The organism is Acidobacteriota bacterium, from assembly GCA_016208495.1.
Lineage (GTDB): Bacteria > Acidobacteriota > Blastocatellia > Chloracidobacteriales > Chloracidobacteriaceae > JACQXX01.
This window is the reverse complement of sequence record JACQXX010000166.1, coordinates 1-24,009: the sequence shown is the minus strand read 5'-3', so window position 1 is coordinate 24,009 and position 24,009 is coordinate 1. Positions and strand designations below refer to the sequence as shown.

Genomic DNA, 24,009 nt, shown 5'->3' with positions numbered 1-24,009 from the left:
GGTTCTTCTTCGAAAGTATTGATTTCTAACCACTAACCACTAATCACTAACCACTAAGGCAGATCAGGATCTTCGCCAAGCTCGCGCAACCGGGCGGCCAATCGTTCTAGCTTTGCCTGAGCCTGATCTTTTTCCTGCTGCAAAGTTTCCGCACGTTGGCGGTCAGCTTCTGCCCGAACAAGTAACTCAGCGAAGGTTTCAAACAGCGTACCATCTGGCCGATATACCTTCAGAGATTCGGGAGTTCGTTCAAAGCGAATTTTCAACCGGGGGCTGGTCCAATCGTCAATCTCGGCAATGGTTTGGAAGCGTCCTTCCTGACGTTGCCAGCCGTTGAGTTCGTTATGGTCGGGGTCATAAACGTAGTATTCCTCAACTCCATACCGCTCATAAAACTCTAGCTTGCGGACCATTTCACCATAAGTATTTCCTGGTGAAAGAATTTCAAAAACGACCTGTGGAGCGATATTTTCTTCTTTCCACTGGAGATATGACCCGCGATGGCCTTTCGGGCGACCAAAAACAACCATTGCATCAGGGGCTTGACGGATTTTTGGGTTTCCTTCGACCGGATACCACAACAAATCACCCGCCACAAAGACCTCAGGGAATAAAGCATCCAGATTTTCTTTGATGGTCACAATCCATTCAAATTGTCTGGTATTATCGGCCATTGGTTGTCCATCGCTTTCCGGGTAAACGATGTCAACCGGTACAGGTAGCGGCACATGAGTCCCCATCGCTTCCCTCCTTTCTGAATTGATCGGTTGAGTTTTTGAATCGAGAATCTCTATTCTAACCGAAGCGTTCCGGTCGTGACACACTTTGTTGTGGAATGACCTGAGAAGAACGCCATAAAATTTCTCTGGAGTAACCTACCAATGACCAATCTTGAACTGGTTCAGGAACTCTATACCGCCTTTGGAAACCGTGATACGGAAGCCATTCGCCGGATTTTTCATCCAGAGATTGAATGGATTCAAAATGAAGGGTTTCCCGGCGGTGGCACCCATCACGGGACGGACACCGTCCTCACTGATGTGTTTGCCAAATTTCGCCTCGAATGGGAGACCTGGCAGGCGATGGTGACCGAATGGCTTGATGCCGGTGACAACATTGTTGCCATTGGTGTGTATCGGGGGACATTCAAAACGACGGGGCGTTCGATGGAAGCCGCCTTCGCCCACATCTACACCGTGCAGGATGGTCGGATTGTCAGGTTCCGCCAGTACACTGATACACTCAAAATTGCCGAAGCCCGCCAACCAGCAGCTTCACTTTTGGAAAACTGATTGAACTGAACCCTGAACCCTGAACCCCGAACCCTAAATCGTATGAAAGAACTGAAATCCTGTGGCATTTTGCTGTTTGACTCGGCTGACTACGAACGCTTTTTACTTCTGCGGCACGCCAGCCGGTATGATCTGCCCAAAGGCCACATTGATCGCGGCGAAGATGAACTGAGTTGTGCCTTTCGTGAAACCTGGGAAGAAACCGGAATCGAATCTGATCAAATTTCCCTCGATGACAATTTTCGATGTGAAATTGTGTATTTTCCAAAGTACAAACGCTTTTGTTACGAACCGGTGAAAAAAACCCTGGTGATGTTCCTTGGACATTTGACCCAGGACGTAGACATTGACCTCACCGAACACTTCAGCTTTGAGTGGGTCAATTGGGCACCACCGCATCGGATTCAGGAACAAAGCATTGATCAGGTGCTGGCCGAGGTGGAGCGGTACTTTTCCAGGCGATTTCCATTCACACCATGATAAACTGGAAACCTTTCAACCATTTCACTTTACAGGGAAACCAGCTATGAGTACCACGGTCAAACCTGCCACGATTGAAGACCTGTATCAAATTCCCGAAACCGGCAAAGCCGAACTTGTGAATGGAGCGTTGATGTCTATGCCACCGACCGGAGGTGACCCGGCACAAGCTGGCTTTGAAATTGCAGTTTCGTTGCGCCAGTATGCTCGCCAAACCCAAACTGGGATTGCCGTTCCGGATAATGCCGGGTTTATTGTGGATTTGCCCCATCGTCAGTCTTTTAGCCCTGATGCGGCTTTCTACATTGGTCCAAATCCAGGGATGCGGTTTTATCAAGGAGCGCCGATTTTTGCGGCTGAAGTCCGGAGTGAACATGATTATGGGGAAAAAGCTGAGGAACGAATACAAACCAAACGCCAGGATTACTTTGCCGCTGGAACCCTTGTGGTGTGGGACATTGATTTACTCGGCATAGATGTGGTGAAAGTCTATCGCGCAGACACCCCTGACCAACCCACCATCTACCACCGAGGAGATCTGGCTGAGGCCGAACCCGCTGTCCCCGGCTGGACATTTGAAGTTGACGCCTTGTTTGAAAAGTAACAACGAATGTGGTTTTCGCCTGCAGAGCGCCGAAAAATAGCCGGGTTTCGCCCGCAGGGCACCGGAAAATAGCCGGGTTTCGCCCGCAGGGCGCCGGAGAATAGCCGGTGGTCGCGCTGCTTTGAGCGCTACCACCGGATCAGCAGCCCCATCAATTCGCGCCCGGATGGGCGCAGGAGAATCCATTATGTCTTCAACCCATTTTAGTCTGTATTACCATATTGTATTCGGCACCAAACACCGTCAACCGTTCATTTCCCAGGATTGGAGACCTCGACTTCATGCCTTCCTCGGTGGTGCCATTCGAACACCTGGTGGGGTTGCGGAAACCATTGGAGGAACTGCGGATCACGTTCACCTTTTGATTACCCTGCGAACTACCCACAGGCTCGCTGATGTGATGCGCGATCTGAAACATAGCTCCTCACAGTGGGTCCACGAAACCTTACATATTCGGAATTTTGGATGGCAGGATGGGTACGGAGTTTTTACGGTAAGCCCTACAAATATTGACAAAGTGAAGAGTTAAGTACCTTGCCATAAGTTTCCTGAGATATTGGATTGGGTAAGTGTTTGATTCTTTTCGTGTAGTTCGTGTGTTTCGTGGTTTAAAATGTCTGGAAATTTTCGGTAAGGTACTTATATTCAAAACCAGGAAGGCCATCACCAACAACGGACTTTTCGGGAGGAATACCTGAATTTGCTGAAGATGAGCGGTGTTGAATTTGACGAATCCTTGATTGAATAAACAGGTTCCAGCGCCCATCCGGGCGCGAACCATTTTGTGCCTGGATTCCGGTGGGTGCGCCTCAAAGCAGGCTGCCCACCGGCTATTTTCCAGCGCCCTGCGGGCGAAAACCGACCTTTCCGCAACGGAGATTCTTACTGCCCGCAGGGCACTGGCTATTCTCCGGTGACCTGCGGGCGAAAACCCCTTCCGGACACGATTGCGTCTCCTCATCCCATTTTCTTCAGCCCCAAGCCCTAAGCCCTGGTTTTTTCAGCCCGTCTTCTTCAGCCCTGATCGGTTTTCTTCAATATTTCATGCAGCGTCGCCCGATGAAGCCCCAATCGGCTGGCGGCTTCAGTGACGTTTCCATTGGCTTCCTCAATTGCCCGTTCGACAAGTTTGCGCTCTTCGGCAGCAAAAAACTGTTTTACCTGTGCCCGTCGCTGGCGGATATCGGCTAAATCCGTTACGGGTGTTTGCAGCAGGCGGTAGAGTGGGGTTGCCGTCAATTTGAGTCGTTGCGTGTGAATCTGAAGAATCTCTTTGGGAAGGTCGGCAATTGCAATTCGATTATCAGAGGCGAAGACGACCAGCCGGTGGACCAGATTTTCCAATTCGCGAATATTGCCCGGAAAATTGTATTCACTCAGAATCTCGATCATCCCTGGTTCCAGGTGAATCGTCTTTTTGTAACGGTCTCCGAATATTTTTAGAAAATGAGCTACCAGCGGCGCAATATCTTCTTTGCGCGCTCTGAGTGGTGGGACGTGAAGTGGAATCACATTGAGCCGATAGTACAACGCTTCTTGAAATTTCTTTTCGTCAATCAGTTCTTTCAGGTTTTTACTGGTGGCCGCCACGATCCGAACTTCGACTTTTTTGACCTGTTTTCCTCCCAGTCGGTGAAATTCCTGAAATTGCAGGACCCGCAGCAGTTTCGCCTGAAGTGAAAAGGGGAGTTCGCTAATTTCATCCAAAAACAGCGTGCCCCCATTGGCCTGCTCCAAAAAACCGATGTGTTGTTCAAAGGCCCCGGTAAAAGCCCCGCGTTCGTGCCCAAAAAGCTCGGATTCGACCAGTTGCTCAGGGATTGCGGCACAGTTCAGGGCAATAAACTTGCGGTCCCGGCGACGGCTATGGCTATGCAAGGCGCGTGCGACCAGCTCCTTTCCAGTCCCGCTCTCACCTTCGATCAACACCGTAGCCTGAGAGTCAGCCACTTTCTGAATTTGTTCCTGAAGCCAGATGATGGCAGGCGATTGGCCGACGATGTCAGTTGAAAACTGGTTGTCGTTGAGCCGTACTCGATTCTCTTTGAATAAAATCGGCAGCAACCGGGCATTGTGTAAGCAAAAGACCATCAGTCGCCCAGCCAGATCCAGAAAGTTGAGATCCCCGGCATCAAAGGCAGTCGCGAGATTCCTGTTTTCCAGGTACAGCGCGCCCAGGACACGGCCATCTTTTTTCAATGGGGTAATCGCCACTGATTTGAGCCCAAAGTTTTGAATGCTCGGTTCCTGTCGAAAATTGATGTCCTGGGAAATATCGTGAAATAAGAGCGATTTCCCGTCGCTCAAAACAGACCGAAGCAGGCTCCGGCTCGGGCGGTATTCTTCGGCAGTGAGGTGTGCCGTCTGGAAATTCCGCATTGAGATGATTTCGGCTTCACTTGATTCTGGATGAAAGAACACAATGAACCCGCGTTCGGCCTGGGTTCCTTCAAGCAATTGATCCATCAAGACCTCACTCAGGACTTTCATTTCCGGTGAATGCAGGCTGATCACCTGCTCAACTAATTGATTGACCTGTCGGTTGACGACTTGAGATTGAAGGCGTTGAACTTCCTGCTCAATCTTCGCCAGATAATCCTGAGTGGTCATCTCACACATCAAAGCCACCCGTTTTTGAAGCGCTTTCACCTGCTTTGCCAGATGCTGTAATCGTCGGTCGGCAGAACCGGCCTGGAGTGTTCCCAGGATTTCAAGATTCGCCGCAGCGGCCTGGCGGCAGGCTTGATCTTCCTGCTCGATAAAGGATTGCAATGATTCGAGCAGATGTTGGAGGTGATGGATCGGGGGTTTCATCGGAGTTTTTTTTCCAGGTTGCCGGTTTAATCAAGTTGGAAGTTCCATAATGTCTGCCGCCGTGTATATAACCGAATTGCTGAATCATTTCCACTGGTGGCCAATCTCCTCCCATCCGGGGAAAACCTGGCACATTGCACCGGCGTCGCATGAGTCCCAATCAACGACTTGAGTTTGCGGTCCGGCACACTCCACAGAGCAATGGTTTTATCGTCACCGGTTGAAACCACTTCTGCTCCGGTGGGTGAAAATTCGACGGATCGCACCCAGCCGGCATGGCGACCAAGAACCGCCGTCTGACGTAGCGGATTCAATGCCCACAATCTGACTGATCCCCCTTCTTCTCCCGTCACCAGCGATGTTCCATCAGGAGAGAGACTCACGTTGAGAAAATGAAAACCGGTGAACTTAAACTGGTCTTGAAGCCGCCAGGATCCTGTATCCCAAACCAGAATGTCGCCATACGGTGACACCATCACCAGCTTCTGGCCATCACGGGAAAATGACAGCTCATAGACTTCACCATACTTTCCAGGAAAAGCTCCTGAGGATGAGGATAAGGCCACTGGCTGACGGGTCAGGAGGTCATAGACGCCCTGGCTGGTGGCCAGAAAGTGCCCGTCCGGTGAAAAAGCCACCGCCATGACATAGGTTTTTGGGTGATGGATGGTCCACACCAGTGTGTTTTGATGAAAATCCCAAATATGGACATCTCCGACCTGATCAGCAGTCGCCACAAGTCGGCCATCCTGACTAAACGCCAGATCATTGATTGAGTCTGAAGGGATCAAGAACACCGCCTGGCGAGCCTGATGCTCAACGCTCCAGACCATCATCGAACCATCCGACCCACCTGAAGCCAGCCATTTTCCATCTGGAGAGAAGACAATCCGGCGAACGATCCCAGCGTGCTCATTGAGATTGGCCACACATTCGCGCTCGGTCAAATCCCAGATCAAAATCCCGCCATCCCCGTGCGAAGACACCAGCCATTGCCCATCCGGAGAAAAGGCAACATCCCACACCCCCGAAAAATACTCCAATCGGTCAAGTTGGGTACGCGTGCGGGCATCCCACAAAACAACCCGATCCGCTCCAGTTGCCAGATACCGGCCATCGGGCGAAAATGCCGCCGTTCGCCCGGTATCGTGATGGGCTGACACTTTTTTCAGAATGGCCTGGTTCGACAGTGATTGAAAAACGACCTTCCCTTCGATCTCAATATCAATCATTTCCGACCAGTCTGGAGATATGGCAAAGGCTTTGAGAAGCCGATGGGTCTTCGGCTCGATAAATAAATCCTTCCAATCATTGCGAAATTTGACTTCCTTGACTGGGCGCCAGGTGGCAACCTCCCAAAAAATCGTCCGCCCCAGGTCAGAATCATCCGATGATGAGCCAAGCAATTCTCCATCCGACGAAAATGCCAGCCCCGTTACAGTTTGAAGGTGGGCCGTGAGAACCGTCACTTTTTTCAATGTCCTGGCATCCCAAATAATCACCCGGTGGTCAGCACTCCCGGTGGCAAACCACTTTCCATCGGGTGAAAAAGCCAGGGAAAGCACACTCCCGGTATGGTCCCGCAACGTGGCGATCCGTTCCCGACGCAGAAAATCCCAGACGATGACCTGGGCATCTTCCCCACACGACACCAGGAGCCGGCCATCAGGGGAAAAGGCAATTTTGCGCACCGGGGCGGTATGGCCCGAGGTCAAGCGAACACCGCCATCCCAGGAGTCTCGAATTGAAGCCAGGGCGGTGACCAGCGCCAGGCCCACCACCAAAACAAGCGTGATCATCCCGGACATCAGCAGTCCTCCGATCAGGCTTTTTCGGAGCAACCTCAATTCAGTTGGCCCACGAGGCAAATCAGCATACCGATGAATGGTCCAGAGCTGGCTCAAGGGAATGCGAGCCCGTTGATCAATTCCATATTGAGAAAGATAGTGTCGAAACAGCCGGTTGGCCCGTTGGGTCGTGTCGAGGGTTTTCCCGGTGATGCGATTGATCTTGTCAATCAGATATTCATGGACCAGTTCATAGCGCCACGGCTCGTCTTCCTGGATTTCACGAACCAGTCTGGATTGCACCAGCAGCCTCAACAATCGCTGGATCTGGACCGGAGTATGATGCAGCCGACTGGCCAAATCCTCAAGCGTCAGGGTCAGGCGAGTATTTTCATCAGAAATCAGGCTGCGCAGCACCAGTTGAATCCCGGTCCGGTCGCTCGAAGCCGTCATCACCTCTTCCAGAAAACCATGCACCAGGGTTTCTTTTCCACCAACCTGTTTGTACTTTTGGATCGAAGTGATTTGTTTGTGTTGGAGCTGGTCTCCGACAATTTGTAATTCCGAGGGCAACACCGTCTCACCAACGGCTAAATCCTGGACAATCAACCGGCTCAGTCCAGTTTCAAACTGGATTCCGGCTGCGGCAACTGACCGCTCAATAATTTCAGCCGCCTGATCCAGATTCAGGGTTTGGAGGTGATACAACCGCGAATTCATCAACGGATCAGGAATTTGCTCGACAAATTCAGAATTGATCCGGTACAACAAATCGCTGCGAATTGAAAACAAAAACTTTACCTTGATGGCTGGTGAGTGATATGCCTCAACCACCAGATCCGTAAAGGGTTGCCGATCCCGGCGATCTCGAAAGGTAAGAAAAAACTCCTCGAACTGATCAAAAATAATGATGGGCACCGATTCCATTTCCTGGCCGGCGCGAGTGAGGTAGTCCAGCGGAGATTCCAGCGGCAACCGGGGAACCTGGGTTTGTTTCCGACATTCTTCACTGAGTACCACCAGCGGATCCTGATATGACCGGCATACCAGTGGGAACCATCCTTCGCGCCAGAGTTTTGGAACCAATCCGGCTCTCAGCAGCGAGGTTTTGCCACACCCTGATTCACCAAACAGAATTCCAAATCGGAACTCGGGATTCTGTATTCGCAGGAAAAGCGCCTGAATGTCGGTCTCGCGTCCATAAAAGGAATCCTGATCGGTTTCTTGAAAGGGGAGCAACCCTCGAAAAGCAATCCCCGATGAACCCTGGCTGGTGGAAGGGACCTCAGCGCGAGCCGCTTTTCCAAAGAATGGCTGTCCCAAAAAACCAGAAATATGGGCCCTCCACGAAGAAGACTCACGGGCCAGGGGACCGGGTTGGGGCAATGAAGCGGCTGGTTGCGGGTCAATCTGGGGAAGGCTGGACTGAACGGAAGCTTTGAGCTTGCGCAGGATTGGCACCAGTTCAGAGGCTTGGTACCGATGGAGAGAGTCTTTCTCCAGGAGTTTGCGGCATACCCGTTCCAGTTCCAATGGAATATCGTCCCGGTACCGGCTCAGAAGCGGCGGTGAACTGGTACAAATTGCCTGAACAACTTCAAATTCATTCTCTCCGGGGAACGGATGCTGCCCGGTCAGCAGTTCAAAGAGAATAATTCCCAACGAAAACAGGTCGGTTCGTCCATCCAGAGGTTTCCCCTGGGCCTGTTCGGGTGAAAGATACTTGAGGGTACCCGAAACCAACCCGGTGACATCGTCTGAAATCGGGTTCCGGTCATCATCGGGCCGGGTTGTCAGCCGGGCCAATCCGAAATCCAACAGTTTTACCCGTCCCAGGGTCGTGACCATGATGTTGGACGGTTTGAGATCACAATGAACAATATTTCGGGCATGAGCAGCTTCCAGAGCTTCCGCGATTTGAAGCACCAGCTCCAGCACAGAACTCAAGGGGAACCCACCCTCGGCAATCTTTTGTCGTAAAGAGCGCCCCTCCACATATTCCATGACAAAGTAGATCCGGTCTTCGGCCTCGCCAAATTCATAAATCGTCGCAATGTTTGGATGAGCGAGCGCGGCAGCCAGCCGGGCTTCAGTGGCAATCAATCGGCGGGTTTCCAACAGATTGTTGCCGTCCAGGGGGAGAAATTTGACGACGACGTTGCGATCCAGCCGGGTGTCACACGCCAGGTACACATTTCCCAGGTCACCCGTTGACAAACAATCCAAGAATTGAAACTGGTGCAGTGTGTTGCTCACATGGGTTGAATGAATTTTTGAAAGATGGTGGTTCAGAAACGGTTGTATGTCTGCGCAGGCATCTTATCAGAGAGACTGATCAAATCGAACCCTGTGAAAATAATATAACCTTTTGGTCAGTACTACCCGCGTCAGTGGGTGGGTTTTGGTCAGTACCACCCGCGTCAGTGGGTGGGTTTTCGGAATCAAGGAGGCCCGCCCGCTGACGCGGGTGGTACTGACAAATCCATTTTTTTATTGACCGATGGCAAAAAAGTGGTCTAATGACATCAAGGAAAGTCACCCGTTCTTGCCCCTTCAAAACCTCATCTGTTCAACGATTTACCTTAGCCAAACCACAACTGACCCAGGTGGCCGGGCGTGGTTTTTGTTGTGTTTTGTCAATCGTTTTCCCCACTTCCGTTGGACCTGGCTCAGTTTAAAAATAACGATTCATCTCGATTTTCCCTCAATCTTTGGTATTGGGTTTGCCGCAGATTCAACTTCGCCGTGCTCCACACCTTTCAATGAAAAAGGAGGCAGTGTCGATGAAAAACTCAGGCCGTCTATTGTGTTGCTGTTGTTTCAATATCAGCACCTTGTTTGTTTTGGGCTGGCTCACCACATGTTCGTTCATGGCCCAAACCGGGACCTCAACCGTTTTGGGACAGGTTTTGGACTCAACTGGAAAGACCATTGCCGGAGCCAAAATAACTGTTACCAATCTCCAAACCAGTACTGTTCGCACCCTGGTTACGAGCACCACCGGTCAGTACCTGGTCACGAGCCTTCAACCCGGCACTTATCGAATGAGAGCCGAGGCTCAAGGGTTTAAAACTTATGAAATCGCAGCCGTACGGGCGCCGGTTGACCAATCAACCACGGTTTTGTTCCAAATGGAGGTAGGTGAAACCAGGATCATCGTCCCGGTCCAGGTTAACCAGTCGGAGGTTCGACTCAACACCCAGGACGCCACGGTGGGAAACACCTTCGTCACCCGGCAAATCACTCAGCTTCCGCTCAATCTGCGAGATGTGGCGGGGTTGCTCAGTTTGCAGCCGGCAGTTACCCTCGATGGCTCCGCCGCTGGCAGCCGAAACGATCAGGCAAACTACACGCTGGACGGGGTTGACATCAACGACCAGGTCAACGGGATTTCGTTCACGCCAACTTTACGCCTCCCAGCGGATGTCGTCGCTGAATTCCGGGTAACAGTCACCAATCCGAATGCCCATCAGGGACGTTCGTCCGGCGCCCAGGTATCGCTTGTCACGAAAAGCGGAAGCAATGAATTTCACGGCTCGCTCTATCATTTCCATCGCAACTCGGTCACCTCGGCCAACGATTTCTTTTCAAATCGAGCCGGGAACAAAATTCCAGTTTCAATCCGCAATGTGTTTGGAGGGGCAATCGGCGGTCCGATACGTCCCAATCGGCTGTTCTTTTTCTTTAACTATGAAGGCTATCGGGAAGCCTCAACCAATGGAGGCACCCAGGTGGTTCCACTGCCGAGCCTTGGGCGCGGAGAATTAAAGTTTCTTGACGCAACCGGCTCGCTCATTACGCTCACCGCACGCGAAGTCAGCCGGATTTATCACCAGGCGGGAATTAACCCCCAGGCCATCGCGTTGCTGGCGGATGCCGCCCGCCGGTATCCGGCCAATGATCTGGAATTTGCCGGCGATGGGCTCAACACGGGAGGAATCCGGTTTAACGTCCCATCCCCAATCCACCAAAATACGCACACACTTCGACTTGACTGGACCGCCGACCAGCAGGGCAAACACCTGATCTTTGGACGCTATATCTACCAGACTGATTTTACGCAACAGGCACCAGCACTGCCTGACAAGACAGCCGCCAGATCCTGGAACCATCCTTCTGGAATCGCAGCGGGCCATACCTGGGCTATCTCCGGCACCCAGGTCAACAATTTTCGCTTTGGGTTGACTCGCGAGGCGCTCTCTTTACCCAGTGATTCCAATCAAAACCACATCGAATTTGTCGGTGTGTTTCGACCTTTTCACTACACGCGGGTCGTCCATCGGGTAACCAGGGTTTATAACCTGACCGATGATTTCACCTGGACCAAAGACCGGCATACGGTTCAGTTTGGTGGAAACGTCAGGCTCATTTCGGTTCGCAACCAGCGGGAGTTGTTTTCCTATGACCTGGCGGCAACGAGCCCAGGGGCATATGAGGGAGGTGGGGCGGTCTTGCTGCGCCCGCTGGTCGAAGCCGGGTATACCATCAGTGGAAGTTCCATCTCTTCGCTCCAGGCAGCGGTGGCCGCCCTGATTGGTCGTCTCAACACCTATCGGGTGAATTTTATTTATGGTCGGGATGGTCGGCCATTGCCCCAGGGAACTCCGGTGGTAAGAAATCTGGCAACGCAGGAATATGACCTCTACGTTCAAGATAACTGGAGGTTAACTCCAAATTTGACAATAACGTATGGACTGCGGTATGGATTAAGCCGCCCCGTCTATGAGCGCAACGGATTTCAGGCCGCCACCACCGTTCCACTGGGTGATTTTTTTGAGCGGCGCGCAGCAAGTGCCGCCCTTGGAATTCCATCAGCGGAACTCATTACGGTTGATTTAGCCGGCCCGGCCAATGGCAAACCTGGAAGTTATGAATTCGACAAAAATAATTTCCAACCCCGAGTTGCCCTGGCCTGGACACCGAAATTCAAAAAAGGTGGGTGGCTTGAAAGGCTCTTTGGAAAGGAAGGAGACAGTGTGTTGCGGGGTGGCCTCGCCGTGGTGAATGATTATTACGGCATTCAAATCGCCTCGCAATTTGATGTCAACAATGCCCTTGGCTTCACGTCCTCGTTTGCCATTCCACCCAACACGTTCAATATTACCAATCGTTTAGCGCCGGGATTCACGGGATTGGGCCAGACTGTGCGTGGCTTTCCCGGCGTGCCTCAAACCACCCGGATCACATTTCCAAGAATGCAAGCCGCCGACCTGGTTCAGCGGATTGAAGCCTCGATTGACCACACGGTGCGTACGCCATATGCCTACAGCGTCAATTTTGCGTATGGCCGGAAACTTCCTGCCGGGTTGTTTGTCGAAGCCGCGTATCTTGGCCGGATCGGGCGCAATGTGCTCGCGACACGGGACGTGATGGCCCTCAACAACCTGGTGGATCCACACTCTGGAATGGACTGGTACACGGCGGCGGGGAAACTGGCGGATTACCGTGACGGGCGGGTTCCAGTGCGAAAGGCAACCCCAATTCCGTGGTTCGAAAACGTGCTGCCGCGCAACTTCGCAGCCCGGTTTGCTGATTTCTTCGGGGATCCAAAACTTCGCGGTCTTTCAGCCACTCAGGCCGTGTACTACGCCTTTGCGCGCCAGTCGGAAGGGGGTATCAACTACATCACTGGCGGAGACTGGACCTACCTCCAACTGGCCATGGATCAGGTTCTGGACAATCCCATTTTTTACAACCGTCAATATGGCTCGCTGGCGACCTGGAGCAGTATTGGAACGTCAGATTATCACGGCCTGGTGCTCACGGTCCGCCAACGATTTCGCGATCAACTGATTTGGGATTTTAACTACACCTATTCCAAATGGCTGGACCTCAGTACCGGTCAACAGCGCAACAGCGTGTACAATGATCAGCCGTTTATCTTGAATCCGTTCCGGCCACGTGACAACCGTGCCTTTTCGGAATTTGATCTTCGTCACGTCATCAACGCCAATGGAATCTGGAATCTTCCGGCTGGCCGAGGCCGCCGCTGGCTCAATTCAGCGCCGGGCTGGGTAGATGCCCTGCTTGGCGGATGGCAAATCACAGGTCTGTTTCGGTGGCAAACCGGGTATCCGATGGACTCGCCACGCGACGCAAGCGGATGGGCAACCAACTGGACCATCCGCAGTATGGGAATTCCGGTTCGCCCGGTGGCGTCTTCCCCGACACGGGGCGGCGCGAATCCACCCAATCTGTTTTCAGATCCGGTGTATGCCTCACAAAGTTTCCGCAATGCCCGGGCCGGCGAAACCGGCTTCCGTAACTATTTGCGACTACCGGGGTATGTGACGCTTGATATGGGGTTTAATAAGTTCTTTTCCCTGCCCTGGAGCGAAACCCATAAACTCCAATTTCGGTGCGAAGTGTTTAACCTCACCAACACTCAACGGTTATCAAGTGTGATTGGGTGGGAACTCAGCGAAGATAACCTGACAACCCAGCCATCCACCAGGTTTGGGAATTTAACTTCTATCACGGGAGCGCCGCGCCTGATGCAGTTTGGGTTGCGCTATACCTTTTAAAGACAGCGGGCTGAAAAAACCAGGGCTTGGGGCTTGGGGCTGAAGACAGCGGGAATTCTGCTTTGAACCCGAAGTCTTCAGCCCTCAGCCCCCAGCCCTGGTTTCTTCAGCCTCACCCCGTTAAAGGTGTTGCCAGTATGGCGACGCTTTTTTGTTTGGAGGGAACGTTTTTCCTAAGTACCTTGTCATAAATTTCCTGAGATATTGGATTTGGTAAGTATTTGATTCTTTTCGTGTATTTCGTGTGTTTCGTGGTTCAAAATGTCTGGAAATTTTCGGTAAGGTACTTACCAGCCTCTTCCCGAGAATTCAAGAAAACTGATTTGTAATGCTTATTTGCACTGAATTCATTGTATCGGGAAATATTCAAATGGTTCAATCAAATGAACTTAGCGGACTACTGACGACTGGCTACTGACGAAAATCTGGTATACCCGCCTCAGGTGTCGCCCTGTTCCCGACACATCGTCAGTCAGATCTGATTCAGTTTAATGTCTATGTACTTTGAATTGAATGGGATCCACACTTTTTCAAATTTATTTTCCATCTGGCCAAATGTTTGCACTGAGGGAAAGCGTCTGTGAATCCGAATAAATCAGAACTCTCAAGTTATACCATTTTGGAATGAAGCGGTCGTATTAGAAAACAGCCAAGTCATTCAATCAAATGAACTTAGTGAACTACTGACTACTGACTACTGACTACAAACTGGTATTAGTTTCAGTTGATTCATCAAAACACGTTGAACAGGAGGCGCCATGCCGCAGCTCCCTCACCGCTCCCTCACGCTGTTCTCTCAAACATACCTCCAGCTCAAAAAGACGATTGGATTGGGGTGCACCCTGGTCGCCCTCATTGGGGCGTGGCTCTTTTTCATCGAGCCACCAGCCTGCCAGGCTGCCTTTCCTGGCACCAATGGAAGAATTGTATTTACCAGCTTGCGGGATGACTTTCTGGGCGATATCTACAGCATGAATGCTGATGGGTCGGAGATTGTCCGATTGACCAGTAGTGCAGGCAACGATGACAGTGCCGATTGGTCGCCGGACGGTTCGCAAATTGTCTTTACCAGCCGTCGGGATGGAAATTCAGAAATCTATGTCATGGATGCGGACGGCTCAAACCAGACCCGGCTGACCAACCATCCGGCAGATGATTTTTTGCCCTGCTGGTCGCCGGATGGAACCAAAATCGCCTTCACCACGGACCGCGATGGCGCCTTTTCAAGCATTTACGTCATGAATAGCGACGGTTCAAACCCGATGAAGGTCGGGACATTCACCGGCGGACCAGAAGGAACGCAAGCCTGGTCACCGGACGGGACCCGGTTTGCCTTTACCCGCTATCTCGGAGGCACGTCGGCCATCCATGCTGAAATTTTTGTTATGAATGTTGACGGCACCAATGCTGTTCGGCTGACCACAAACTCCGTGGTGGATGACCAGCCAAACTGGTCACCAGATGGCACTCAGATTGTTTTCGGCACCGGGCGTGATGGCAATGGCGAGATTTATGTCATAAACACAGATGGCTCAAATCCGACCCGGCTGACCAGTCATCCGGCCTCTGATCAAACGCCGGTTTGGTCGCCAGATGGCACCCAGATTGCCTTTACCAGTGAACGGGACGACGGGAGCGGTCGTGGTGATATTTTTGTTATGAATGCCGATGGTTCAAACCAGGTGAATCGGACCCTCAATCCAGTGGCGGATCGCCGTCCGACCTGGCAACCGATTCGGGTAACTCAAACAACGTTGATGGTGGCGGATACGCTCAACAACCGCATCCAGCGATTTGATGGCAGCACCTGGTCGGTGATTGGAACCGGGCTTTCGGGCTCTGGAAACGGACAATTCCGAACTCCCGAAGCCGTCGCTTTCAGTTTTGACGAGCAGTTCATTTATGTCGCTGATACCGGCAACAACCGCATTCAATGGTCCACCGACGCAGGAATAACCTGGGGTGATTTTGCCACATCGGGAACTGGCCCTCATCAAGTCAAAGCCCCACAAGGACTGGCACTGGATCGGGAGGGAAATCTCTATGTTGCCGATACTGGAAATGGACGGGTGGCGCGGTTTGATGGTGGGATTCCGGGACCGGCCACCATCATTGCAGCCAATGGTCTGGCCAGCGGTCAGGTTCGCAGTCCACGGGGATTAGCGATTTCCCCAACCTTCCAGTTGTTTATCACCGACGAACTGGCCAGCCGTATCCTGCGCATCAACAACGCCAATCTCGCGACGACTTCAACGTCCGGTATCGCGATTGCCACCCTGGGCACAGCCTTGAATCGGGTTAAAAACCCACAGGGAATTGCCCTGGATCAAAATGGAACGCTCTATGTTGCCGACACGGGCAATTCGCGAATTGTGCGATGGATCAACAGCAACCCAAACAATGGCTCGTCGCTGGCACTGGTTGGATCACTGTTGGGTCAGGTCAACCGGCCCGAAGGCGTCACGGTTACCCAGTTTCTGACCGGCCCCTATGCGGGCGGACCATTTTTGATCGTCGGTGACACCCTCAACAACCGGATTCAAGGACGATTCATCCCGACCAGCTCCTGGACGCTGGTCGGCACACCCAACAACAGCGGCACCGGCGTGGGAAGCTTCCGCAATCCAGGCAAAATTCGGTAGGGCAAATCAGTAAGGCGCTAATACTACAACGAGGTTTCGGTTTTAACCTGCGAAGGGGGTGGAAGGCTCGTAGCCCAGGGTTTTAACCCTGGGAAAACGTTGCCTCCTCACTCCCGCCCAGCCAGCCGCCGTAGGCGGCGGCTGGCTGGGCGGGGAATTTTGGATTGGAGATGACCCGCATCCGGTGGTGGCGCGTCCAAAGCGACGCTGACCGCCGGCTCACCTGACTCCATCCCAACGGGGATGAAAACCAAAAAACACTTCAACCCTTAACTGGCATCAAAAGTGAGGACATATGGAGACGATGAAACGCCCCTTCTGGTTACCTTCCCCTCGATTCTTGATCGTGGCCTGTTGGATGGGTCTGTTCATCCTGATTTTGCCTCCGCTGGCAAGTCCAAGTACAACGTATCAGAGCAGTCCATTTGTTGATCCAGAGTGGTCTCAAACTCAACCTGGGTCCAAATTGCGGATGGATGAAAGTACCGTCGAGAGTGATCTTCTTCAAAAGGAAGATGATGAACTCAGGCAAACGTGGCCGCTGAATAAATACCTGGAAGGTGCCGTGACAGAAGGGCAAATTCAAGCCACGTTGTGCCGCATGGCCCGGCAAAGTGCAGAGGCGGCCCATTCTGGAAATGCCCCACGGCTCGATAAATGGCCTCATTTCGAGGATTCACACCACCCAGACTTCATTCAAGAGTCGGCCCGTCAACAACAATGTACCGCCCAAATCATCTCGGTTCCACAAACCGTGCAGGGGGCATTGGAATTCAGTGATTGTCGGTTCAATGATGGAAGTTATGTGGACATTTATTATTTCGTCGGCTCAGCCAAGCAATCGGTTGATATTCAACTTTCATCATCCATCTTTGACACCTATTTAATTCTGGCAACCGATAGCGGGACGGTCCTGGCCACCAACGATGACAGTTTCGGGAGCAATTCCCGAATTACCCGAAGATTGTCGGCCACGCGAGGATACTTCATTTTTGCCAATTCATATGCCGCCAACCGGACTGGGAGCTATACTCTCACGTTGGCTGGGGACCAGCCGGTTTCTCCTTCCCAGTGTGGTCAATCATCAACCCCCATCACCTTTTCAGAAACAAAAACCGGTCTCCTCGACAGCAGTGACTGCCGACTCAGTGATGGCAGTTATGCGGATCTGTTCTCATTTGACGGTGAAGGCGGACAACTGGTGACCATCGAACTGAATTCAACCGTTTTTGATCCGCTCTTGATTCTGACGACGTCAACTGGTCTTCCCGTGACCTGTGATGATGACAGCGGTGATGGAACGAATGCCCGTGCCACCTTCCTGTTGCCCCAAACTGGAGGCTATGTCTTGTTTGCCAATTCATTTGCGTCAGGACGGACAGGCCCATATTCGGTGAGACTAACCTCCTGTTCAGGCCAACAGGTGAGGATTCCACAAAATGTGACCGGAGCATTGAGTGCTGGGGATTGTGCGCTCAATGATGGAAGTTATGTTGATGTCTACACGTTTCAAGGTCGAGCCGGTCAACGTGTGGATCTTCAACTCAACGCAACCGCTTTTGATCCATTTTTATTTCTCGCTCGTGAAGGCCAACTGATTGCGTCGAATAATGATATCGGTGGTGGAAACCGGAATTCACGCATTACAATGACTCTCACTGCTGGTGGAAAGTATCAGATTCTGGCCAATTCGACGACTTCAGGTCGAACTGGAGAGTACCAGCTTGCGGCCCTGGGTGATCCAGGTCAAAGTTTTACGCTGGGTGTATCGCCCGCATCCCAATCCGGCTTCCCAGGTCATTCCGTTCAATTTTCCGTGATGGTTGAGGCAACCGGAAGCTCAAGTCAACCAGTGACGCTCGAAGGAGTGGTGACTCCGTCAGGGACAAACATTTCAACCCAATTTTCACCCGCCAGTCTGTCTCCAGGAACCAGTTCGACCCTCACCGTCAATCTGCCTTCAGATACCCCAGTCGGGAGCTATTTGATTTCAATTATTGGCACGGCGGCTGGGGAAAGCATCCAAATTCCAGCGACGATCCAGGTCGCCGATTTCTCAATCACGGCTGGGCCACCGTCCCAAACCGTCGAAGTCGGGATGACGACCCGGTTCAATCTTTCGGTTCAGGGGTTTGGTCCATTTTCCGAGCCGGTGACCGTCAGCACCAGTGTGAATCCTCCGGTGTCTCAACTCTCAGTTACCCTTTCGGCATCAGTGCTCAGGCCAGGTGAAACAGCCATGGTCACGGTGTCGCCACAAACCGGAACCCAGGCAGGTACCTATACCTTGACCGTGCTTGGGAGCGTCAATCAGGTCCAGCGAATGGCGACCGTCACCGTCACGGTCTTGGGCCCGGATTTCGAAATCCAGGCCGACCCGGCAACCGTCACGGTGTCTCGAAACCAGTCAGCGGAGGTGCGGCTGGCCATCAACCGGATTCGTGGTTTTTCGGGTGCCGTGACCATTACACCGCCGGATGTTCGCTCCCTCAAGTGCAAACTTTCTCCAGCCTCGGTCAACACTGCCGGAAACAGTGCCACATTCCAATTGAAGGCAAAAAGTAAAGCGCCGATTGGAACTCAATCGCTGGTCTTTACTGGCAGGGATGATTCAGGCCGGATACGAACTGGAACACTGACTTTGGTGATTCAATGAGCATCAACACACAGGAGAACAGATATGCCATCAAAAATACTTTTATTTCCCCTTCTAATTATCCTTGGGATCATATTGTTCGGCGGGGTTGTTTTCGCATGGGAAAAGCCTTCAAACCCAGAAGAAAATATTCAATCGAAGCCTGTCCAGGATCAAAGTCCTTCGATAACAGGAAACCCTGGCAATTCCGAGCAACCCTCTCAAGACATTATTGAAACCAAAATCCGTGAGCTCATAGCAGCGAAAAAAAATGCAATCATTGTTGTAAAGGGAATTGATAACGTATATTGGGCATTTTACACCTCCAGAATAGAACGAATTGAGAAAAATAAACTCAAATTAAAAAAGAATAGCCAGGTGACCATCAGCGCTTCAGAGAGTTCATCCGAAAAAATAGCAACGGCATTGATTGATGGGCTTGTTACAGGCGGAGGAGGATATGGTTTTAGTTTGGGTGGCAATACTGACGCTATAGGGTTTCAATCCGGCCAAGCAAAAAAAGATACGGTGATTGAAGTGAAAGAGATTATTCGGGTAAAGCCAAAAGAACCGTAGAGGGCAACAAAAGCGCTGGTTGCCATAGAAGGATCAACTTCATAGGCAATTCGGTTGTCCCATCGAGCAAAGTCAATCTAATTGAGAACAAAAGGGGAGTGTTTCCTGCTTCTACCGGATTTTGTGTTATGCTAGGTCAGTGCTGGAAAGAAAGGACAGGTCAGTACCGCCCGCGTGAGCGGGTGGGGTTGGAAGCAAGCCGGCCCACCCACTGACGCGGGTGGTACTGACTGATTGGTTCTTCTGATTTGTCTCCAACACAAAATCCGGTAGAAGCAGTGAAAAAAAGCCTGTCTTTTTTCAGCTCTGAATTCGCATTACTGACTCCTGGCTACTGACACCAAATTGGTATCAACTATTGGCAAAAGGAGGTTGAGCCATGAAGTCACCATCGAAAGAAGCCCGACGGGATTTTTTAAAACTGACCCTCCCGGCCACGATTGGCGTCCTGATGCCAGGCCAGCTTTGGGGAATGGAATCAAAATTGAGACCGAACCTCCGATCTGGCCAGGCACTTGTCACCATTCCGGAAGCTGTTCTTGAGGATTTTAGCAACATTGTGACCAGTGTTGATTTTGGGTTCAATCAATTTTCCGGCAATACGGGTGGCATCAACAAAAATGGGAAACCCTATGGACAATCCTCGCTGGTCTGCGAGACAGGTAAGCCCTGTCGGTTTCGACTGAACTGGAATTTCTCAATTGATCAGGATGTGGAAGCATTTACCGGTGTCTTCCATTCCCTTTTTGGACTCACCGATACCCAGGCGACTTTTGATGGTCAAACGATCCAAACGATTTCATTTCCAGAGCATGTGCTGGATTTGGACAATGTAGATGGAGTCCTGGTGGAACCAGGTGGTCGTCGGAGTTTTCAAAGGGTACTTCTCCAGGTGAGAAATCCAGGATCGAAAAATATCTTTCTCCGGATTGAACTCAAAGACACCCAGGGCGGTGGACGATTTACCCGCTTCTTGATCAAACCCGCCACCAATCCAGTAGCCCTCACCTGGAATTTTCGCAGTCCAGCAAACTATAAAATCATCGGCGGGCGGGACCTGAATCTGCGCCAATCCAAGGTGCTCAATTTTGTCATTGAACGCAGCAATGTAGCTGATCGGATTACAAACCCGGTCCGTGGCACGCTGGATTTTCATCGTATTTCGTTTGTTCCAAACCGACCAGCCATTGAGCCGGTGAGCGATACGGAGTTACTCGATCTGCTCGAACGCCGTTCATTTCAATATTTTCTGGACTGGTCCAGTCGCAAGCCAGCTTCGCTTGGGATACCGCAGGATCGCTCAACCTTTAACGATTTGCTGACGGTTGGCGGCGGCGGGTTTGCCCTTCCTGCCTTAGCCATCGGTGCTGAACGAGGATGGATTTCCCGCACCGAAGCAATCACCCGAGCACGCTCGATCTTACGCCTGCTGTCCAATGCAACCAGCTTTGGACCAGACCGGATTGGCCGAATTGGACATAGAGGATTTTTCTACCACTTTCTTGGAATTGATGGGCGACGAAAACTCAACTTTGACTTTCCAGGTACTTCCGCCAACGAATCACTCAACACGGTTGAACTGTCAACGATTGACACCGGCCTGGCGCTGATGGGTGTGCTCGCGGCACAAAGCTATTTTGACCGAACCACACCCGAGGAAACTGAAATCCGTACCCTGGCCCAAACCATTTATGATCAAGTGGATTGGCCGTTCCTGCTGGAACCGGGGTCGCACCAATTTTATCTGGGCTGGAAACCAAACGAACTCCGTGAAGGACCGCCATTCAACATCCCTGACGCTCAAAATGAAGGCGGGTATTCCAGTCGGAGTGATGGGAGCCCGGCAACCCTGGATTTTTATACTGACGAAGCCTCAATTGTGACGTTGCTGGCGGTTGGTTCGCAAACACATCCGGTGCCGATCTCAGTTCACTGTGCCTGGCAACGAGATTGCATCAAAAATGGGATCGTAACGACATATCCCGGATCGTTATTTACCTACCAGTTTTTGCATGCCTTTCTCAATACCCAGACCATCCTGTTTCCAGCCTGCCCAGGTGAAAATCTGGTGAACTGGTACGAGAATTCCAGACAGGCAATGCTGGCGGCAATGCAATATGCCACCCAAAATCCTGAAGGTTTTGCAACGTATGGACCAACTGCCTGGGGAATCACGGCGGCGGAAGGCCCGGACGACGGCTACTACGCCTATGGGGCGCCGCCTATCGCCTGTAATCCTGTACCAGACCAGGATGGCACCATTGCCTATTATGGAATGATAAATGCCGTGAGCTTTGGAACGGATTGGCGAACACGCGTCATTGCCGCGCTTCGACAAGCCTGGCAACGCGGACACTGGCATTGGAAATTTGGCTTGCCGGATGCCTTCAATAATGACATCAGTCAACGCAGGATGAATCTTCCATCCGCTGCCAATCGTGCCTGGGTGCGCAGCACTGGAACCTGGGTGCAGCGGGCATTGTTTGCCATTGACCAGGGACCGATGTTGCTGCATTTGGAAAATGCCCGTTCCGGATTGATCTGGAGGCTCATCGAGCGCAATCCGAACATCCAAAGATCCCTGGCTCGGCTCAATACCCCCAGGCAATATGTGCTTGAAGCCGAACAAGGAACAGGTCAAGGACAGCTCATGACCCGGTCCAATGCCTCAAACCAAACAACCGTGTTGCTCCTGTCAGGCCAAACCCGAACATTGACGTTTCAAGCACCGACCGAAGCGCGCTACCAGATCAGTGTCCGCTACAGCAACGATAATTTTGGTGCCTTGGAAACAGTCGCGCTTCAATTTGACAATACCCCGATTGGATCCTTTTCGGCTCAGGATACTGGGGATTTCGGCAATGGTTGGAATATATTCCAGGTGAATGACCCTCTTGGTCCAATCAATGTGCTGCCTGGAAATCACCAACTGACGGTCAGTGTGTCAGGGGGCGATAGCTTTGGCGTGGAACTTGATGTCGTGAAACTCGACCTGATTCAATAGTTTGCCGCAACCACCACCTATAGTCGTTCAGAAAATGATTCCAGTTCAGAGGTTGAGATGGCGTTAAAAAATAACCTTCTGTAAATTTTTCCGTGATGGGTTTCTTTGGAACAAGCTGAAAATTCAGTTTCAGCCTGCGCAGCAGGTAACAGAGAGTAGCCCCCGGTGCAACCGGGGGAATCGAATGCCGCCACCTCCCAGCCTGCGCAGCAGGTGACAGAGAGAAACGAATGCTCGTGCCGTCACCGGTATCCCCCTAATTGCCATGAACTTCCTCAGGCACTCTCTGCCACCTGCTGCGCAGGCTGAGGGGAACGACCGACCGATCCCCCGGTTGCACCGGGGGCTACTTTCTCCCACCCGCTTCGCAGGTTAAAACTGAAACCTCGTTGTAGTATTCATCCCCAATCTAAAATGTCGCCTTCAGGTTAGCCGGACGACTCAGACTGTCAAAATACATTCGCACCCCAACCGCGTTGCTATGCCCTCCACAAAGCCCCCCGGCACCGTCAGTTCCAATCCGAGCCAGAATCTTCACTGAAATGACATCCGTCGAAGTAATACTGACACTGGGAATTGTACCAAAAGCAACCAGCACTTCTTTCGCAAGCGCCGGATTTCGGGTAACTCCGGTAATACACAGCGTTTCCCCAGCAGCAATCGGAACGCCGTTTTTATAAACTTCTGCCCGCAAATCAAACCGGGTGCCCTGATCATCACTGTTCTTGAGCCCCAGCCATACTTTGAGGTCACCAAGTTCGGTGAGCGTGGTGGCAGGAGGTGGAATCGAACCGGCGACCGAGTCCCAGGTTCCAATCTCCTTCCAGGGATTTCCACTGTTGAAATTGAGTGATGAAGAATCCCGAAATTTAGCGGTTGAACCACCTGGGGCCAGATTATCCAGAAACAGCGTCGAACCGCTGGCGTGCAGGTACAAATCAACCGAGGATGGCGCCGTTCCGCCCATCAGATAAATCAAACCAGAACTGGACGTTCCGGCAAACAGCATGCCATTAAAACTGGCCAGCGCCCCAACTGTTTCTTCAGGACTGTCAAAACACAGCGACCAGCTCGACCCATCAAAGGCATAGATATGTCCACCAGGATTGGTCCCCAGGTAAAGCTTACCGTCGTGGACCTCAAGTTCAGTGAGAATGGGTTCGGACGTTACCCAAACGGAACTCCAGGTTGTCCCGTCAAATTGATGAACCAGACCCGTATTCGCGGTTCCGACAAACAGTTTGTTGTCATAAACCGCTAATGAAATTGCCCCGATTGAAGGCTGAGCCACCGCCCAACTCACGCCGTCATAGGCATACACCGTATCGTAGACGGTATAAAGCTTTCCGTTATAAGCGAGCAAGTCGTAAAACGTCCCGCCAAACGCCACGCCCATATTGCTCCAGGAAACGCCGTCAAAGACAAAAATCTGGCCACTATCCCCCGTCCCGGCATACAATTTCCCGTCATACTCAGCCAGTGAAAAATACTTTTGGACCCCTGGGGTTGGCCCCCATAAGCGCCAGGATAAGAAAATAATGACTGTAACAAATAGAAAAAAAAGGGCAAACTCATGCTTTTAAAAATCGAAAGAAGAAAGAAGAGGAAAAAAGCATGTGTTTGCCGCCACGAGATGCAGATAGTGTATTTG

15 protein-coding genes are annotated in these 24,009 nt (G+C 51.7%); 10 read left to right on the top strand and 5 right to left on the bottom strand.

Annotation, left to right across the window (positions count from 1 at the left end):
• Positions 1-53 precede the first annotated feature (53 nt).
• Entirely contained in the window at positions 54-740 is a 687-nt protein-coding gene (locus HY774_29275) for a Uma2 family endonuclease (protein ID MBI4752603.1), read from the bottom strand.
• A 141-nt stretch (positions 741-881) separates the two neighbouring features.
• On the opposite strand from HY774_29275, the gene HY774_29270 reads away from it, so the two are divergent.
• The 5 genes from HY774_29270 (at position 882) to HY774_29250 (ending at position 3,293) form a co-directional block, all read left to right on the top strand.
• Positions 882-1,292, top strand: coding sequence for a nuclear transport factor 2 family protein (locus tag HY774_29270; GenBank protein MBI4752602.1), 411 nt, complete (start codon positions 882-884; stop codon positions 1,290-1,292).
• A 42-nt stretch (positions 1,293-1,334) separates the two neighbouring features.
• On the top strand, positions 1,335-1,772 hold the full coding sequence (locus HY774_29265; GenBank protein ID MBI4752601.1) for an NUDIX domain-containing protein: 438 nt from the start codon (positions 1,335-1,337) through the stop codon (positions 1,770-1,772).
• Positions 1,773-1,818: 46 nt separating this feature from the next.
• Complete coding sequence (locus tag HY774_29260; protein ID MBI4752600.1) at positions 1,819-2,376, top strand: Uma2 family endonuclease; 558 nt, start codon at positions 1,819-1,821, stop codon at positions 2,374-2,376.
• Positions 2,377-2,563: 187 nt separating this feature from the next.
• On the top strand, positions 2,564-2,905 hold the full coding sequence (gene tnpA, locus HY774_29255) for an IS200/IS605 family transposase (GenBank protein ID MBI4752599.1): 342 nt from the start codon (positions 2,564-2,566) through the stop codon (positions 2,903-2,905).
• A 211-nt stretch (positions 2,906-3,116) separates the two neighbouring features.
• Entirely contained in the window at positions 3,117-3,293 is a 177-nt protein-coding gene (locus tag HY774_29250) for a hypothetical protein (protein ID MBI4752598.1), read from the top strand.
• A gap of 97 nt (positions 3,294-3,390) precedes the next feature.
• On the opposite strand, the gene HY774_29245 is transcribed toward HY774_29250, so the two are convergent.
• A complete protein-coding gene (locus tag HY774_29245; GenBank protein ID MBI4752597.1) occupies positions 3,391-5,190 on the bottom strand; it encodes a sigma-54-dependent Fis family transcriptional regulator in 1,800 nt (599 codons plus the stop codon).
• 26 nt (positions 5,191-5,216) lie between these two features.
• Positions 5,217-9,233, bottom strand: coding sequence for a protein kinase (locus tag HY774_29240; GenBank protein MBI4752596.1), 4,017 nt, complete (start codon positions 9,231-9,233; stop codon positions 5,217-5,219).
• A gap of 527 nt (positions 9,234-9,760) precedes the next feature.
• On the opposite strand from HY774_29240, the gene HY774_29235 reads away from it, so the two are divergent.
• Together HY774_29235 and HY774_29230 are read left to right on the top strand one after the other, a co-directional pair.
• Complete coding sequence (locus HY774_29235; protein ID MBI4752595.1) at positions 9,761-13,501, top strand: carboxypeptidase regulatory-like domain-containing protein; 3,741 nt, start codon at positions 9,761-9,763, stop codon at positions 13,499-13,501.
• 758 nt (positions 13,502-14,259) lie between these two features.
• Positions 14,260-16,143, top strand: a complete 1,884-nt coding sequence (locus tag HY774_29230) for a PD40 domain-containing protein (GenBank protein MBI4752594.1) — start codon at positions 14,260-14,262, stop codon at positions 16,141-16,143.
• Positions 16,144-16,225: 82 nt separating this feature from the next.
• Here HY774_29230 and HY774_29225 read toward each other — a convergent pair whose 3' ends face one another.
• Positions 16,226-16,366: a hypothetical protein gene (locus HY774_29225; protein ID MBI4752593.1), complete on the bottom strand. Its 141-nt coding sequence runs from the start codon at positions 16,364-16,366 to the stop codon at positions 16,226-16,228.
• A 72-nt stretch (positions 16,367-16,438) separates the two neighbouring features.
• Here HY774_29225 and HY774_29220 point away from each other — a divergent pair, with 72 nt between their 5' ends.
• The 3 genes from HY774_29220 to HY774_29210 all read left to right on the top strand — a co-directional run bounded on the left by HY774_29220 (position 16,439) and on the right by HY774_29210 (position 22,358).
• A complete protein-coding gene (locus HY774_29220; GenBank protein MBI4752592.1) occupies positions 16,439-18,799 on the top strand; it encodes a pre-peptidase C-terminal domain-containing protein in 2,361 nt (786 codons plus the stop codon).
• Between the two features lie 24 nt (positions 18,800-18,823).
• Positions 18,824-19,354, top strand: coding sequence for a hypothetical protein (locus HY774_29215; GenBank protein MBI4752591.1), 531 nt, complete (start codon positions 18,824-18,826; stop codon positions 19,352-19,354).
• A 379-nt stretch (positions 19,355-19,733) separates the two neighbouring features.
• Positions 19,734-22,358 carry a hypothetical protein gene (locus tag HY774_29210; protein MBI4752590.1) on the top strand — a complete coding sequence of 875 codons (2,625 nt, stop codon included), beginning with the start codon at positions 19,734-19,736 and terminating at the stop codon, positions 22,356-22,358.
• 409 nt (positions 22,359-22,767) lie between these two features.
• Here the strand turns inward: HY774_29210 and HY774_29205 are convergent, their stop codons facing one another.
• Complete coding sequence (locus tag HY774_29205; protein MBI4752589.1) at positions 22,768-23,817, bottom strand: PQQ-like beta-propeller repeat protein; 1,050 nt, start codon at positions 23,815-23,817, stop codon at positions 22,768-22,770.
• Positions 23,818-24,009: the final 192 nt, after the last annotated feature.

Bases quoted from the DNA above. Each gene is read 5' to 3' on its own strand.
- HY774_29275 (MBI4752603.1), bottom strand. From the start codon at position 740: ATGGGGACTCATGTGCCGCTACCTGTACCGGTTGACATCGTTTACCCG.
- HY774_29270 (MBI4752602.1), top strand. From the start codon at position 882: ATGACCAATCTTGAACTGGTTCAGGAACTCTATACCGCCTTTGGAAAC.
- HY774_29265 (MBI4752601.1), top strand. From the start codon at position 1,335: ATGAAAGAACTGAAATCCTGTGGCATTTTGCTGTTTGACTCGGCTGAC.
- HY774_29260 (MBI4752600.1), top strand. From the start codon at position 1,819: ATGAGTACCACGGTCAAACCTGCCACGATTGAAGACCTGTATCAAATT.
- tnpA (MBI4752599.1), top strand. From the start codon at position 2,564: ATGTCTTCAACCCATTTTAGTCTGTATTACCATATTGTATTCGGCACC.
- HY774_29245 (MBI4752597.1), bottom strand. From the start codon at position 5,190: ATGAAACCCCCGATCCATCACCTCCAACATCTGCTCGAATCATTGCAA.
- HY774_29235 (MBI4752595.1), top strand. From the start codon at position 9,761: ATGAAAAACTCAGGCCGTCTATTGTGTTGCTGTTGTTTCAATATCAGC.
- HY774_29230 (MBI4752594.1), top strand. From the start codon at position 14,260: ATGCCGCAGCTCCCTCACCGCTCCCTCACGCTGTTCTCTCAAACATAC.
- HY774_29220 (MBI4752592.1), top strand. From the start codon at position 16,439: ATGGAGACGATGAAACGCCCCTTCTGGTTACCTTCCCCTCGATTCTTG.
- HY774_29215 (MBI4752591.1), top strand. From the start codon at position 18,824: ATGCCATCAAAAATACTTTTATTTCCCCTTCTAATTATCCTTGGGATC.
- HY774_29210 (MBI4752590.1), top strand. From the start codon at position 19,734: ATGAAGTCACCATCGAAAGAAGCCCGACGGGATTTTTTAAAACTGACC.